The 12,963-nt window shown below is 51.7% G+C and carries 16 protein-coding genes; 12 read left to right on the top strand and 4 right to left on the bottom strand.

Going from position 1 to position 12,963, the window contains the following annotated elements; genetic code table 11:
• The first annotated feature begins 56 nt into the window (after positions 1-56).
• The 6 genes from ACY1JZ_RS04755 (at position 57) to ACY1JZ_RS04730 (ending at position 5,101) form a co-directional block, all read left to right on the top strand.
• On the top strand, positions 57-986 hold the full coding sequence (locus tag ACY1JZ_RS04755) for a hypothetical protein (protein WP_462628284.1): 930 nt from the start codon (positions 57-59) through the stop codon (positions 984-986).
• 214 nt (positions 987-1,200) lie between these two features.
• Positions 1,201-1,794, top strand: coding sequence for a TetR/AcrR family transcriptional regulator (locus tag ACY1JZ_RS04750; RefSeq protein WP_462628283.1), 594 nt, complete (start codon positions 1,201-1,203; stop codon positions 1,792-1,794).
• 59 nt (positions 1,795-1,853) lie between these two features.
• On the top strand, positions 1,854-2,219 hold the full coding sequence (locus tag ACY1JZ_RS04745; RefSeq protein WP_462628281.1) for a DMT family transporter: 366 nt from the start codon (positions 1,854-1,856) through the stop codon (positions 2,217-2,219).
• Positions 2,216-2,530: a DMT family transporter gene (locus ACY1JZ_RS04740; protein WP_270170751.1), complete on the top strand. Its 315-nt coding sequence runs from the start codon at positions 2,216-2,218 to the stop codon at positions 2,528-2,530. Before ACY1JZ_RS04745 ends, ACY1JZ_RS04740 begins: the two co-directional genes overlap by 4 nt.
• 67 nt (positions 2,531-2,597) lie before the next feature.
• On the top strand, positions 2,598-3,503 hold the full coding sequence (locus tag ACY1JZ_RS04735) for an AraC family transcriptional regulator (protein ID WP_462628280.1): 906 nt from the start codon (positions 2,598-2,600) through the stop codon (positions 3,501-3,503).
• A gap of 95 nt (positions 3,504-3,598) precedes the next feature.
• On the top strand, positions 3,599-5,101 hold the full coding sequence (locus ACY1JZ_RS04730) for an alpha-glucosidase/alpha-galactosidase (RefSeq protein ID WP_462628279.1): 1,503 nt from the start codon (positions 3,599-3,601) through the stop codon (positions 5,099-5,101).
• A 437-nt stretch (positions 5,102-5,538) separates the two neighbouring features.
• Here the strand turns inward: ACY1JZ_RS04730 and ACY1JZ_RS04725 are convergent, their stop codons facing one another.
• On the bottom strand, positions 5,539-5,934 hold the full coding sequence (locus ACY1JZ_RS04725) for a helix-turn-helix domain-containing protein (RefSeq protein ID WP_270170756.1): 396 nt from the start codon (positions 5,932-5,934) through the stop codon (positions 5,539-5,541).
• A 413-nt stretch (positions 5,935-6,347) separates the two neighbouring features.
• Here ACY1JZ_RS04725 and ACY1JZ_RS04720 point away from each other — a divergent pair, with 413 nt between their 5' ends.
• The 4 genes from ACY1JZ_RS04720 to ACY1JZ_RS04705 all read left to right on the top strand — a co-directional run bounded on the left by ACY1JZ_RS04720 (position 6,348) and on the right by ACY1JZ_RS04705 (position 8,169).
• Positions 6,348-6,713: a response regulator gene (locus ACY1JZ_RS04720; RefSeq protein WP_462628278.1), complete on the top strand. Its 366-nt coding sequence runs from the start codon at positions 6,348-6,350 to the stop codon at positions 6,711-6,713.
• A gap of 109 nt (positions 6,714-6,822) precedes the next feature.
• Positions 6,823-7,026, top strand: coding sequence for a hypothetical protein (locus ACY1JZ_RS04715; RefSeq protein WP_462628276.1), 204 nt, complete (start codon positions 6,823-6,825; stop codon positions 7,024-7,026).
• 19 nt (positions 7,027-7,045) lie between these two features.
• Positions 7,046-7,333: a sporulation histidine kinase inhibitor Sda gene (locus ACY1JZ_RS04710; RefSeq protein WP_462628275.1), complete on the top strand. Its 288-nt coding sequence runs from the start codon at positions 7,046-7,048 to the stop codon at positions 7,331-7,333.
• Between the two features lie 53 nt (positions 7,334-7,386).
• The gene (locus ACY1JZ_RS04705) at positions 7,387-8,169 is read left to right on the top strand and encodes a putative bifunctional diguanylate cyclase/phosphodiesterase (protein WP_462628274.1); all 783 of its coding nucleotides are present in this window, start codon (positions 7,387-7,389) and stop codon (positions 8,167-8,169) included.
• Between the two features lie 126 nt (positions 8,170-8,295).
• On the opposite strand, the gene ACY1JZ_RS04700 is transcribed toward ACY1JZ_RS04705, so the two are convergent.
• Both ACY1JZ_RS04700 and ACY1JZ_RS04695 read right to left on the bottom strand, forming a co-directional pair.
• The gene (locus ACY1JZ_RS04700) at positions 8,296-9,729 is read right to left on the bottom strand and encodes a DHA2 family efflux MFS transporter permease subunit (protein WP_462628377.1); all 1,434 of its coding nucleotides are present in this window, start codon (positions 9,727-9,729) and stop codon (positions 8,296-8,298) included.
• A 404-nt stretch (positions 9,730-10,133) separates the two neighbouring features.
• Entirely contained in the window at positions 10,134-11,186 is a 1,053-nt protein-coding gene (locus tag ACY1JZ_RS04695; protein WP_462628273.1) for an LLM class flavin-dependent oxidoreductase, read from the bottom strand.
• Positions 11,187-11,425: 239 nt separating this feature from the next.
• Here ACY1JZ_RS04695 and ACY1JZ_RS04690 point away from each other — a divergent pair, with 239 nt between their 5' ends.
• Complete coding sequence (locus ACY1JZ_RS04690; RefSeq protein ID WP_462628272.1) at positions 11,426-11,767, top strand: MGMT family protein; 342 nt, start codon at positions 11,426-11,428, stop codon at positions 11,765-11,767.
• A gap of 73 nt (positions 11,768-11,840) precedes the next feature.
• Here ACY1JZ_RS04690 and ACY1JZ_RS04685 read toward each other — a convergent pair whose 3' ends face one another.
• On the bottom strand, positions 11,841-12,200 hold the full coding sequence (locus tag ACY1JZ_RS04685) for a c-type cytochrome (RefSeq protein WP_270170763.1): 360 nt from the start codon (positions 12,198-12,200) through the stop codon (positions 11,841-11,843).
• Between the two features lie 322 nt (positions 12,201-12,522).
• Between ACY1JZ_RS04685 and ACY1JZ_RS04680 the strand changes: the two genes are divergently transcribed.
• A complete protein-coding gene (locus ACY1JZ_RS04680; RefSeq protein WP_270170764.1) occupies positions 12,523-12,879 on the top strand; it encodes a c-type cytochrome in 357 nt (118 codons plus the stop codon).
• Positions 12,880-12,963 lie beyond the last annotated feature (84 nt).

Raw genomic sequence — 12,963 nt, 5'->3', positions numbered from 1 at the left:
ACTGCCGCCCAACCAGGGTAATAGAGAGCATCCTGAAATGAACGGAGGAATTCATGATGAATACGAAGAGGAGCCGTACACATAGCTTGCTGATTCGATCCTTTGCTCTGGGTGTCGCCTTGAGCGCCGGTCTGAGCGCTACGCTGCCACAAGGAGCGCTTCCGTTAGCTACTGCCGCAATCAGCTCGGCCTCGTCCCAGAGCGTCTATAACCAGTTCGCCGCATATCTGAAGGATCCAGCCAGGCTGAGCCAGGCACGCAAATATCTGCTGAACCATATTCATGAGACGACGCCTCATCATGCGACGCTTATGGTGTTGCAGCTAGAGAATGCCCAGCATAAGGACATCGCCGCGTTCGCAGCGAAATTCGATACAACCACCGTACAGCAAGCATTGGACCGCGCAGCACGTAAAGGAAAGCTAACGTTCACCAGTCTGCTGCAACAGGTAACGGACAAAGGGACGATTCGACTGCTGGAAATGGCAAGAGATCGGGGTTATAAGCTGGAGACGATGGAAGGTATGTATTATCCTGTGGTTAACTATACTGAATATGATAGGTATGCGAGATATGTTAAGCCGGATATCGCGGCTTATATTCGAATTCGGACACAGGAGACGTTGAAGCCGTCGTCAGGGGACGCCGCGTTGCTCATTAGTTGGGGCGATGTAGTGAAGCGTGCGCTGGAGCGAGAGCAGTTCCTGGATGCCTATCCTGTCTCCAACAGGCGGGAAGCAGTGCAGGAGCTATTGGAGATTTCCAGAATGCAATTATTTTATGGCCTGAATAATACGCCGCTCTTTGATTACGAGTCGGGACAGATCCATCCAGATGCGCTTGCCGCTTATCAAGCGGCGCTGAAGCAAGGAACGGGCGACGGCAAGCTGCTGGCGCTGCTGGAGCAATTTCTGGATGTAGTGAAGAGCAATGGGGGCAAGCGAACAACTGAGGTGGACGCATTCTTGAAGAAGCATGTTGAATAGGCATTTAGCAAGCAATGAGCTAAGGAAGGCACTGACCAGCAGGTCGGGTCTTCCTTATTTTTCCTGCACCAAAAAGGGCAATTTATTCGTATAATCCACTGCCCTGTCAAGGGTGGGCAAGCAGACTCCGCACGGGATTTGACTTCATTATCTCTTGACAAAGGGGTCAACACCTGAGAGAATCTAAACTAACGAACGTTAGGTAGGTGATGATGTGAGCGCCAAAGAAATTATGCAGGCGGCCTTGTCCAGCTTTGCCCGTGATGGGTATGAAGGGGCCTCGCTGCAGAAGATCGCTGATGAGGTCGGCATTAAGAAGCCCTCTATCTATGCGCATTATAAGGGCAAGGAGGATCTGTTTCTGCATGTTACCCGTCACGTATTCGATACAGAGCGAATGCATATTGTGGAATATTTCGCCCGTAACCGTGATAAGCCGGTTGAACAGCGGCTCAAGCAGTTTTTTGACTGGATGCTGATGGAGTATGATCGGAGTGATCGAGCCAAATTTCTTATTCGAATGACCTACTATCCGCCCTCTGAGCTGTATGATCAGATAATTGACATCGTCTATCCGTTTCTGGACAGCTTGCAGCGTCATCTCGTTCGGCTACTACAAAGGGAAAACCGCTCGGGGCCAATGAGTATGAACGACGCGGAGGAAGCCGCAGTGGCCTACGTAACCATGGCGGAAGGGGCGGTAATCGAGCTGGTAAGCGGCCGTAAGACCAGCTATCAAGCGCGGGCAGCGGCAAGCTGGGCGGTATATTGCCGTGGAGTAGGCTTGAGTATGCAGCAGAAGCAGTAGGCACAAGGACGAGCTGCGGGCAATTTGCCATATGAATACTAGAGAAAGCAGGCATGAGCATGAATCGAATCTGGATGTATGTGATTATAGCGGGAATGATGGAGGTGGTATGGGTGACCGGGCTCAAGCACTCCACCTCTACGCTGGAGTGGATGGGAACGGGGCTGTCGATCTTCTTCAGCTTCTATATATTAATTATAGCTACGAAGCATTTGCCTGTCGGTACTATATACGCGGTGTTTGCCGGACTGGGAACGGGGGGAACAGTCGTGGTGGAGATGCTCTTTTTCGGAGAGCCGTTTGCATGGGGGAAGGTGGCGCTCATCACGATCTTGCTAGGTGGCGTCGTTGGATTGAAGCTCACAAGCAGTGAGGAAGCACAGCCGTCCAGTGAACAACGGATCGGCAAGGAGGGAGTGCAATGAGCTGGCTTGCCTTATGCGTGGCGGGCTGCTTCGAGGTGCTGGGTGTGCTTCAATTGAAGCGTGTAGCCATGAAGCAGGGCTGGAGCGCAGTTCTCCTGCTGGTTATTTCCTTCGGATGCAGCTTTGGGCTGCTGACCTATGCGATGGAATCGATTCCGATGGGAACGGCGTATGCCGTCTGGACAGGAATCGGTACTGTGGGAGCTGCTATAGTAGGAATGGCTGTCTTTGGCGAGTCGAAGGAATGGAAGCGGGTACTGTTTATCGGTATGATTCTGGCCTCAGCTATCGGATTGAAGCTAACAGCCTAGCTCTGTCTCCATATACGAATGCATGCTGCGCCCAGTCCGGACATGACGAATATAGGAGGGAGAACGGATGGTATCATATGGATTATTCCGGCTGGACGATAAGGCAAGTGGAATCCGCCCGATCGTGACGGCTTACTATTTCAAGGAGTGGAGTCAGTACGAGATGGCGCTGCATACGCATCCGTCCACTGAGATTATGTACGTCATCTCCGGTAGCTGCACGGTGGAGCTTATACGTGAGGGAGCCTCATATAGCGCACAGTTGAAAAAAGGGGAGTTTATCCTGCTCGATGCTTGTATGCCGCATCGGCTCTACGTCGAGCAGTCCTGCCGGATGCTGAATGTGGAGTTTCGCTTTGCTGAGCGAGAGGGGGCCTCCCTCTCTGTGGATGAGCTGGCAGCAACTGACACAAGGCTTGGGCGATTGCTCAGTTGCCCAGAGCCGTATCTGGTGCTGCGCGAGCCGCATGAGGTATACCATGGATTGAAGAGTCTGGTGCTGGAGCTGGATCGCGAGGATCGCTCTGAAATGCTGGTTCAGGTTCAACTGGCGGGGCTGCTGCTGCATATCGCCAGACTGTACGAGCAGAAGGAGCAGCAGGAGGGAGATATACAGCAGCACTATGTCCGGCAATGCCTGGACTTTCTGCATCAGAACTATGACCGATCGATCCAGATCAAGCAGGTGGCGGAATCTGTGAATCTTCACCCCGGCTATGTGCAGCGCATCTTCAAGCAGAAGACCGGGCAGTCCATCATGGCTTATCTGACCCGATTTCGTATGGATAAAGCGAAGATGCTGCTGCGTGAGACTGATATTCCGATTGCTGAGATTGCCGATTATGTGGGGGTTCACAGCCGCCCCTATCTGCATAAGCTGTTCAAGAGCGAGACCGGCATGACGCCATCGGAATATCGCAATTCGGCGGAGGCGGTGCGCTTTGCTGATTCGCAGCAAGGTGACGATTTTTAACACTTTGCAGTCCAACAAGTCATAAACGTGATAACGCTTCCTGTCAAGCTGCTGCTACAATAAAAGAAAAAATAGAGCTGCAGGAGGGACAGACGATGTCATTCAAAGTTACGTTTATAGGTGCAGGGAGTATCGGATTTACGCGCGGTCTGCTGCGGGATTTGCTGGCAGTGCCTGAATTTCATCAAGTGGAGATTGCGTTCACGGATATTAACGAGCACCATCTCCAGATGGTCACTGAGCTTTGCCAACGGGATATAGAGGAGAATGGATTGAAGATCCGTATTCAATCTACCGTTGACCGTCGAGAAGCGCTGCAAAATGCGAGGTACGTTATTTGTACGATTCGTGTTGGAGGCTTGGAGGCCTTTGAGACCGACGTGGACATTCCACTCAAGTATGGTATTGATCAATGTGTAGGCGATACGCTATGTGCGGGAGGCATCATGTACGGGCAACGCGGCATTGCCGTCATGCTGGACATCTGCCGGGATATTCGAGAGGTGGCTGAGAAGGACGCGCTGTTGCTTAATTATGCCAATCCGATGGCTATGCTGACCTGGGCATGCAACCAATATGGCGGTGTACGCACGGTCGGACTATGCCATGGCGTCCAGCACGGGCATGAGCAGATTGCGAATGTCTACGGCCTGAAGCAGGAGGAGGTGGATATTGTCTGCGCCGGCATCAACCATCAGACATGGTATATCCAGATTAAGCATCAAGGCAAGGATCTGACAGCGGGATTGCTGGAGGCGTTCGAGAGTCACCCGGACTATGCGCGCACGGAGAAGGTTCGCATCGATATGCTGCGTCGATTCGGCTATTACAGCACCGAATCCAATGGGCATCTGAGCGAGTATGTGCCATGGTACCGCAAGCGTCCGGAAGAAATTCATGAATGGATCGATCTCGGTTCCTGGATTAATGGCGAGACAGGGGGATACCTCAGAGTATGCACAGAGGGACGCAACTGGTTCGAGACGGACTTCCCGAACTGGATGAAGGAGCCGGCACTTGAGTATGCTGCCAATCACCGCAGTCAGGAACACGGCTCCTATATAATAGAAGGATTAGAGACGGGACGAGTGTACCGTGGTCATTTCAATATGGTGAATCGGGGTATCATTGCTAATCTGCCGGCCGATGCGATTATTGAAGCGCCTGGCTATGCGGATGGTAACGGCATCTCCATGCCAATCGTAGGTCATCTTCCGCTAGGGCCGGCGGCTGTATGCAATACAAGCATCTCGGTCCAGAGGCTAGCTGTCGAGGCGGCTGTGCATGGTGATGATCTGTTGCTGCGTCAGGCATTTATGATGGACCCGCTAGTAGGCGCTGTATGTAACCCCAAGGAAATCTGGCAACTGGTGGATGAGATGCTGGTGGCCCAGGAAGCATGGCTGCCGCAGTATGCGGATGCGATTGCTGCTGCGAAGGCGAGATTGAGTTCAGATAAGCTTCTCCCCGTGCGTGCGTATGAAGGTGCTGCCCGGTTGAAGGTGAAGACCGTCGAGGAGATGCAGTTAGATCGGGAGGCCGCGAATCGGAATGCCGGGGAGGCTGACAAAGGGAAGGAACGGGCCGTGCAGAAGTAGATCAGAATGATAACGAGAGTAGATTTTCGTACAAGTGAAGGCATTCTTTTCCTGTGGACACGGGAGAGGATGTCTTTTTTTATGGCAATGTCACGGGGCAGGGGGCATTTCAAAATTAGCGGCGACTCGTTGGCAAGAGCGTGTGATTCGAACGACAGTCCGTGAGCTGCACCCAGGAGACGGATACTGTCCGCTTGCGGCAGAGTAAGGCTTGATCGCTGAATCCCACGCTCGAAAACCGTCAGAGGAACTGACGGTTGTCTAAAAACCCTGAATCTTGGTATGCCATAACTGTAGGACCTGCTGAAATTTGGGACGAACCGCTGACCTGCCTAGATTAGAGAGCAGGGCGCTTGTGCTTCGGGTTGGTAATACATGTTTTGCGGTAAAATTACCACATCTGACCATCAATATATTGCTAAGGTGCATCGATCTAGCTATGGATCATTTATCGTAGCCTTCGCCCGCTGCTCTGCCAATAAAAATTGCATGAACTTGCGCACGGTGCCTCTATTCGCTGGATTTAATGAACGGCAGTCGGCCAAAAATTGTATTTCTTCACTTGTCGCCTTCTCGTAGTATAGGGGGTCATGTTTGCTTTTTGGCGTGAGGAATACAGTTTCTGGAGGAGTGCCGTTGCCCATGAGCAGCCATTCCGCACTGGGAGAGAATTGGTTAACCACGGCAACTAACGTATCAGCAGAAGGCTTGTTTTTTCCTTTCTCAATGTCGCTCAATCGCCCCTGTGAAAGATTAATCAAGCGAGCAAATTCCGACTGCTTCATACCTGCTAATTTACGCAAGTACAGAAATCTTTCTGCAAAAGTTTGCATATATCTCCTCCAAGAAAATAAAAATCCGTTATCAGATATATTGTTCTTTTATGTCCGTTTTTTATTGAAATTATTCCTTATCAGATATATGATGGATATAGTGGTAGTTGTACCACATTCATTATATCACCTTAAATGATGTCATTCCTTGGGAGAAAGAAATGAGCCTAAGTCCTTCAGCACTATTCATTTATAGGTAACCGGAATTGTGAGTTCGTAATCATGAGTCAAACAGCCCATGAATTTGAATTCAGAGCCGAAGTATCCAAATCTCCATGACAGCTAGCCGCACATTAGTGCCACTTGCACCGGGCCAAGTTATCAGTACGAGGAGGCAAGGCCTGCCAGGAAGTGGCTTTATTATCGGCTTGGTTTGTCGTTTTTTGTTGAATATAGGTAAAAGGATGAGGTAGATGAAACGGATTTTGATTGCGGATGATGCAGATGTCGTGCGCCTATCGCTTCGTACACTGCTGCACGCTGCCGGATATGAAGTAGTTGCTGAAGCGCGGACAGGAAGGGAGGCTGTAGAACTGTATGAAGCGTACAAACCGGACTTGGTAACTATGGATCTAACGATGCCCGATATGGATGGTGTAGAAGCTACTCGCAAAATTATCGAGATGGATATGAGAGCAAGAGTCGTCGTTTGCTCCGCATATGGGGAGCAGAAGCAGGTGCTGGAGGCGATCGCTGCGGGGGCGAAGCATGCAGTGAGCAAGCCATTGCGCAATGATCGGCTCATCCAGGCGATTGCCGTTGTACTGAATAAGGCCTAGATCTGACTTACCAGTCGAAGTCGACCGTCTATCGTGTGCTGCATCCTCCAAGGGGATGCTATCGGCGCTCCCCATACGCAGCCGCATTTACGCATAGGAGGTGTTGAGAGTGCAAGAGATAAAGAGGCTTACACTCTTTGGATTAGCTGTAAAAAGAGCCCTTCTTGAGAAGCAAATGACACAAAAGCAGTTTTGTGAACGCGAAGGAATCCCAGTTAACCGCTTTACAGAAATTTTGTACGGACTTCGTCCCGGCAACCGGTATAGAAAGCAGATCGCTGATGCATTAGGCATAGAGCGTATCAATTCATAATCGTATTCCAATCAGTCATATGCAGCATTGGCTTCGCACTACGATCATGATTAATGAAGTGGAATGGAAAAAGGATGTGCACATGAATATTCAGCCCTACATTATTAATACGGAATCATTGTCTGATGATCTGCTCATTCAGTGCTACAGACAGGCTATACGTCTTCAATGCGATGAGCGATTTATACAAATTTTAAAAGACTCCCTACATTATCGCAATCTGACTGTTGATATAGAAGTACAGGATACAGCCGGTGAGCACGAACTGAATGCTCATTCTATATCCCTACTAAACAAGGAAGATTAGAGTTGCGCATGGTACTGGGAATCGGGACAAGCAACCTGGAAGGATGACTGCCAGTGATTCGAGAGCTTACCAAGGCTGTGGCGCATATGAAGGATTTTCTTCTTGTGTTTCAGCCACAATATAACATACAACAGCGTAAGATTATCGGTGTAGAAGCGCTCATTCGTTGGAAGCATCCACAGTGGGGCTGGGTCAGGCCCGACTTGTTTATTCCCGCTGCGGAACAGGCTGGACTTATCGGACGAATTGGGCAATGGGTTATCCAGGAAGCAACGAGTCAAGCGGTACAATGGCATGAGGCGGGAATACCACTCCGATTATCTGTCAATCTGTCGCCGGAGCAACTGAAGGAAGAGGCGCTCATTGAGCTGATCGATGATGCTCTGGCCTCCAGCGGTATAAAACCCAGCCTGCTAACGCTGGAGCTGACCGAAGGCTCTCCGTTGTATGAAGCACCGGCTGCTATCGGACGTTTGTATCAAATTCGCGAGCTTGGTTGCGCGATCGCCATCGATGACTTCGGTACGGGGTATTCATCCATGAAGTATCTGATGGATATTCCCGTACAATTTGTTAAGCTGGACCGTTTTTTTATCCGTAATCTGTTAGAGCATCAGCGTTCTCGTCCGATTGTGCAGGCAATCATTGAACTGAGCAGCAGTCTGGAATTTCAGGTCATCGCTGAAGGGGTGGAGTCCAGCGCGGAGCTTCAGCTCCTGGCAGAGATGGGATGCCATGAGATTCAAGGATATTACATCAGCCCGCCAGTACAGGCGATGTATATCCCGGATCTCGTTGTCGAGTACATCGACCCGCAGCGTATTAGGGGGCTATAGGCTCAAGGGAGGGACGCTGGCCCTCAAAGAACAGATTGTCCAGTAGTCATTTGAACAAAGCAACAGCCTTCCGTTCCACCTGTGCGTGTGGTCGGGAAGGCTGTTATTTGCTGGTGACAAGTCAACCTAGAGTGGCTTCGACACCTTCACGCGCTTAATAAATAGCGAGCATAGAAATGCGAGCAGAGCCATCGAAACTGCAAAAATAAAGGCATGGCTGACGCCCGTCGCAAAGGATTGAGGGAGATGCTGCAAGAACGACGGGTTCGACAGATACGGCTCCAGTCCCTGGCTAACATCAAAGCCCTGATCCATGAGATAGCCCTTTTGCCCGGCCGACAGGATACTAACCGCAAGTGCAGTACCGATCGCCCCGGCAACCTGTTGCAGCGTACTCATGATTGCCGTGCCATCTGGATAAAATTCTGGCGGTAGCTGGTTAAGGCCATTCGTCTGTGCGGGCATCATGACCATCGAAATTCCGATCATGAGCAGACTGTGCATGACAATAATAAACGTTGCTGACGATGCGACGGTGATGCCGGACATCAGGTACAAAATCGCCGCAATCACGATCAGCCCAGGAATGACAAGCCAGCGCGGGCCGTATTTGTCAAACAGCTTGCCCATAATCGGGGACAACAGGCCGTTAATGATACCGCCCGGCAGCAGCAGCAGTCCAGCAGCCAGAGCGCTCTTGCCAAGACCCTGCTGCAGGAACATCGGCAGCACGAGCATCGAGGACAGCAACACCATCATCACCACAAACAGCATGATGACGGCAAGCGTGAACATCGGATAGCGGAAGGCGCGCAGGTTCATGACTGGCGTCTCCATCTTTAGCTGGCGCCAACAGAACAAGAACAGAGACAGGCTGCCAATGACCAGCGAAGCGATGACCATATTGCTTCCCCATCCCGCAGCTTCGCCAGCCTTGCTGAAGCCGAATACGATGCCGCCGAAGCCTATCGATGACAACAGGATGGAGAGAAAGTCGATCTTAGGCCGGGTAATCCTGGATACATTTTGCAAAAATATAATGCCAAACAGCAGGGAGATGAGCAGCACAGCAGAGGAGATCCAGAAGATCCAGTGCCAGGACAGCTTCTCGATCAACAGCCCGGCAATTGTTGGACCAATGGCAGGTGCAAACATAATAACCAATCCCATCATGCCCATCGCGGCGCCGCGCTTGGCAGGCGGAAAAATAACCAGAATGGTATTGAACAGCAGGGGCAGCAGCAAGGCTGTTCCAACCGCTTGGAAGACGCGCGCAGCCAGTAGTACCTCAAAATTGGGTGCTAGTCCTGCAATAAGCGAACCGAGTGTCGAGAAGCTAAGCGATGCGATAAACAATTGGCGTGTCGTAAACCATTGCAGAAGCAAGCCAGACACAGGCACCAATATCCCAAGTACTAGCAAATAGGCGGTAGTCAGCCACTGTATCGTTGTTGGACCCACATTTAATTCCTTCATCAGGTCGGTCAGTGCAATATTCAAGGCCGTCTCGCTGAACATGCCGATAAAGCCGCCCAGCATGAGTGAAATCACGATCGGCATTACCTTAAACTGCCGCTGTTCCTCATGTTGTTGGGGGCTGTCTTGCTGATAAGAAGCTTCCACAGTATGTCCTCCATGTGTATAGTATCTCTATATGATCGGCTGCTACAGACAGCTCGTCTGTAGCAATCGGTAAACTTGTTCATAGCAACGGGCTACTGGAAAGGGTCCACAGCATTATAGCGACTGGTCTAAATCTAAATAATATCGTGAACGTTTCTGGAATGTCAATCAAAAGTTAGGGCGTGTCTGAACACTCTGAACGGATCCGATCTGGCCGAATGCTCGTTCCAGGCAAGGCGCTTTTTCGCAGGCGTACCGGGGGTACGCCTGCGAAAAGGCAACGTAGCATGGGCGAAAGGCGGGGAGAGATGCCTTTGAACGGGTGTTCATACACGACCTAGTCATTGCTGCAGAGATGATGTCCCCCAGAGCTGTCGAACAATCTCATACGATCGGAGCCGATCCTCAGCACGGTAGGCATCGGTAGCAATGATCAGTTCATCCGCCTGAGTCTTCGCGACAAGCTGGTGCAGCTTCTCTTGTACAGTGCTCGGTGAGCCAATAATTGCATCACGGAGCTGAGAGAGCACATTGTGGCGCTCCTGGTCTGTCCAACGCCCATCCATCGTGTGGACTGGCGGCTGAATCTTGGAGGGACGTCCCCGCGAAAGCGCTAGAAATTTCTGATAGAGCGAAGTTGCCAGTCGCTGTGCCTGTTCATCCGTATCTGCCGCAATCACATGAACGCCAACCATGACCAGAGGTTTCTGCAGCCTGGCAGTGGGAACAAAGCTGCGACGGTATAAGGAGAGGGCAGGCATCATATAGGCGGGAGAGAATTGCCCGGCAAAGGCAAAGGGCAATCCGAGTGTGCCAGCCAGCCGGGCGCTGTAATCACTGGAGCCGAGCAGCCAGATCGGCACCTCCAGTCCCTCTCCCGGAACAGCGCGGGCACGTGGACGCTCGTCAGCCGTGTCTGCTGCCTTGAAGTAGCTGCGCAGCTCGCCAAGCCGTTCAGGGAAGTCTTGAGCTGCATCCGTATCCCGGCGCAATGCGCGAGCTGCTGCCTGGTTGGAGCCAGGGGCGCGTCCGATGCCCAGATCAATGCGCCCCGGATAGAGCGACTCGAGCGTCCCGAATTGCTCGGCGATGGCCAAGGGGGCATGGTTCGGCAACATGATGCCTCCAGAGCCTACCCGGATGTGGCGGGTTAGCGCCGCAATATGACTGATGAGGACGGACGTTGCCGAGCTGGCTGTGCCGGGGCTGGAGTGATGCTCAGCCAGCCAGTAGCGATGGAAGCCCCACTGCTCCGCGTATCGCGCCAGCTCCAGGCTGTTGCGGAACGCATCGGCCGGCTCTGCACCCTCACTGACTGGCGCCAAATCAAGAATAGATAGCTGCACGGAATTCAATGAACCGCTAACTTGTGTGCACATGCGGGGATGGTTCATAATGTCAGCTCCTTGCGTAATGGTGTCCTGCCAGCCGCAAGCTGATCGGACAGCAGCTACAAGCCAGAATAATTAATTGTTCCTATCATACTTATCGGCTTGGGTGCTGTCAATTTATAGGTTGCATAGGAGGCTGACTCATGGACGGCCCCCTTCACTCTTCATCATTGCGTGAATGGCAGAACGGGGCTATACTACGCACATAGAAGCTTCGGGTGAAGGAGAGGAGAGAGGAAATCATGCAATGGTTTACGAGGCAAGTTGTGGAGATTATTCGGGACATCCCTTCAGGGAAAGTGATGACATACGGGCAGATCGCTGCTCATGCCGGAAGTCCCCGCGCGGCGAGGCAGGTGGTGCGCATCCTTCACTCGTTGAGCAAGAAGGAGAGGCTGCCCTGGCATCGGGTAATTAACGCTAAGGGAGAGATCAGCCTGCAGGATGAGGAGGGACGCTTCATGCAGACGATGCTTCTGGAGGGGGAAGGGGTGGAGCTCGGGCTTGGAGGACGAATCGATCTGGATACGTTCTTGCATCATCCAGTGAAGAAGGATACGGTGGAAAACACCGATTCGCTCTAGCGGATAAGAAAATGAGGCATTCTTCCGAATGCCCCATTTTCTTATCCCTTTATAAGGTAGTCTGTCTTTGGAATTATTTCATCTGAGCCAGCCAACTGCTTAGATTGGCGATCTGCTCGCTCGACAGTTGCTCCTTGAAGGCGGGCATACCGTTGCCGCCGCCCATAATCTTCTTGTAGATCTCTTCCTTGGTTAGAGTGCCCCCGATTTGGTTCAGAGCAGGCCCCATTCCGCCCTGCATATCTGTCCCATGGCAGCCAAGACAACTGTTTTTGTATATTCCTTCGGCTGCTGCAATGTCGGATGGCTGATCCGGGATGACGAAGGCTTCCTCCGGCTCTGGTGCCGTCTTCTCCGGCAGCCCGAACATCATCAGATAAACCCCAAGCGCACTTGCGGCCAGGAACAGCCCGAACATGACCCACTTCTGCATACGCTACTTACCTCCTTTTTCTTGATTGGCATCATTTTGTTGTTGAAAAATCGCAGGACATGGCTTTCGTACTATAGTATACGAAGCTGGCCTATATTCTATCATTGATGAGGGGATAACTTCCATGGCTCTAAAGGGCTATCCTGAACAGGCAAGCAATGTCATCAAATGGTCATAATGCCTGCTGGAGCATGGCTCGAAATCGTCCGTTCAAATGGGTTAAGATAGGATAGGATGGGATACATCAATCGTGTCGCGGCTTGGTACAGACTGTCGTTCAGAACGAGATTGTACAAACGAATGGAATCAGGAGGGAAATGAAATGATGAAGTGGAAGTACAGGCACAAAAGCATGCAATTGATCGTGTTGGCTGCGGTTGCGGTCATTGGGGCTGCCGGATGCTCCGGCACACCGCCGAAGGAGGAGACGCGCCTGGACAAGCAGGCAGCGGAATACCCTGAAGCGGTAGCCTTATACAAAAAAAGCTGCCTCTCCTGTCATGCCTCCGATCTGGAAGGACGAGTCGGACCGAATCTGCAGCAGGTAGGCAGCAAATTCAATGCCGATGAGCTGGCGAATCTGATCAGCGAGGGCAAGGGAGGGATGCCTTCGTATAAGAAGTCGCTGAGCACCGAGGAGATTCATGCGCTGGCAGACTGGCTCGCGCAGCAGAAGTAACGGGCGGTGCCCGCGGTTAAGTGGTATAAGGCGGGGCACGACAAGAGCGAATCTGTCGTCGCCTGCATGTGTAGGCGAGGAGCC

It is taken from the genome of Paenibacillus sp. J5 (assembly GCF_054955055.1).
Note: the sequence above shows the minus strand (reverse complement) of the source record. Positions and strands in the feature narration are given on the sequence as shown.

What these genes read in the sequence shown, in the direction of transcription:
- ACY1JZ_RS04755 (WP_462628284.1), top strand. Translation starts at nt 57, where the DNA reads ATGAATACGAAGAGGAGCCGTACACATAGCTTGCTGATTCGATCCTTT.
- ACY1JZ_RS04745 (WP_462628281.1), top strand. Translation starts at nt 1,854, where the DNA reads ATGAATCGAATCTGGATGTATGTGATTATAGCGGGAATGATGGAGGTG.
- ACY1JZ_RS04740 (WP_270170751.1), top strand. Translation starts at nt 2,216, where the DNA reads ATGAGCTGGCTTGCCTTATGCGTGGCGGGCTGCTTCGAGGTGCTGGGT.
- ACY1JZ_RS04735 (WP_462628280.1), top strand. Translation starts at nt 2,598, where the DNA reads ATGGTATCATATGGATTATTCCGGCTGGACGATAAGGCAAGTGGAATC.
- ACY1JZ_RS04730 (WP_462628279.1), top strand. Translation starts at nt 3,599, where the DNA reads ATGTCATTCAAAGTTACGTTTATAGGTGCAGGGAGTATCGGATTTACG.
- ACY1JZ_RS04725 (WP_270170756.1), bottom strand. Translation starts at nt 5,934, where the DNA reads ATGCAAACTTTTGCAGAAAGATTTCTGTACTTGCGTAAATTAGCAGGT.
- ACY1JZ_RS04720 (WP_462628278.1), top strand. Translation starts at nt 6,348, where the DNA reads ATGAAACGGATTTTGATTGCGGATGATGCAGATGTCGTGCGCCTATCG.
- ACY1JZ_RS04710 (WP_462628275.1), top strand. Translation starts at nt 7,046, where the DNA reads ATGCAGCATTGGCTTCGCACTACGATCATGATTAATGAAGTGGAATGG.
- ACY1JZ_RS04700 (WP_462628377.1), bottom strand. Translation starts at nt 9,729, where the DNA reads ATGCCGATCGTGATTTCACTCATGCTGGGCGGCTTTATCGGCATGTTC.
- ACY1JZ_RS04695 (WP_462628273.1), bottom strand. Translation starts at nt 11,186, where the DNA reads ATGAACCATCCCCGCATGTGCACACAAGTTAGCGGTTCATTGAATTCC.
- ACY1JZ_RS04690 (WP_462628272.1), top strand. Translation starts at nt 11,426, where the DNA reads ATGCAATGGTTTACGAGGCAAGTTGTGGAGATTATTCGGGACATCCCT.
- ACY1JZ_RS04685 (WP_270170763.1), bottom strand. Translation starts at nt 12,200, where the DNA reads ATGCAGAAGTGGGTCATGTTCGGGCTGTTCCTGGCCGCAAGTGCGCTT.
- ACY1JZ_RS04680 (WP_270170764.1), top strand. Translation starts at nt 12,523, where the DNA reads ATGATGAAGTGGAAGTACAGGCACAAAAGCATGCAATTGATCGTGTTG.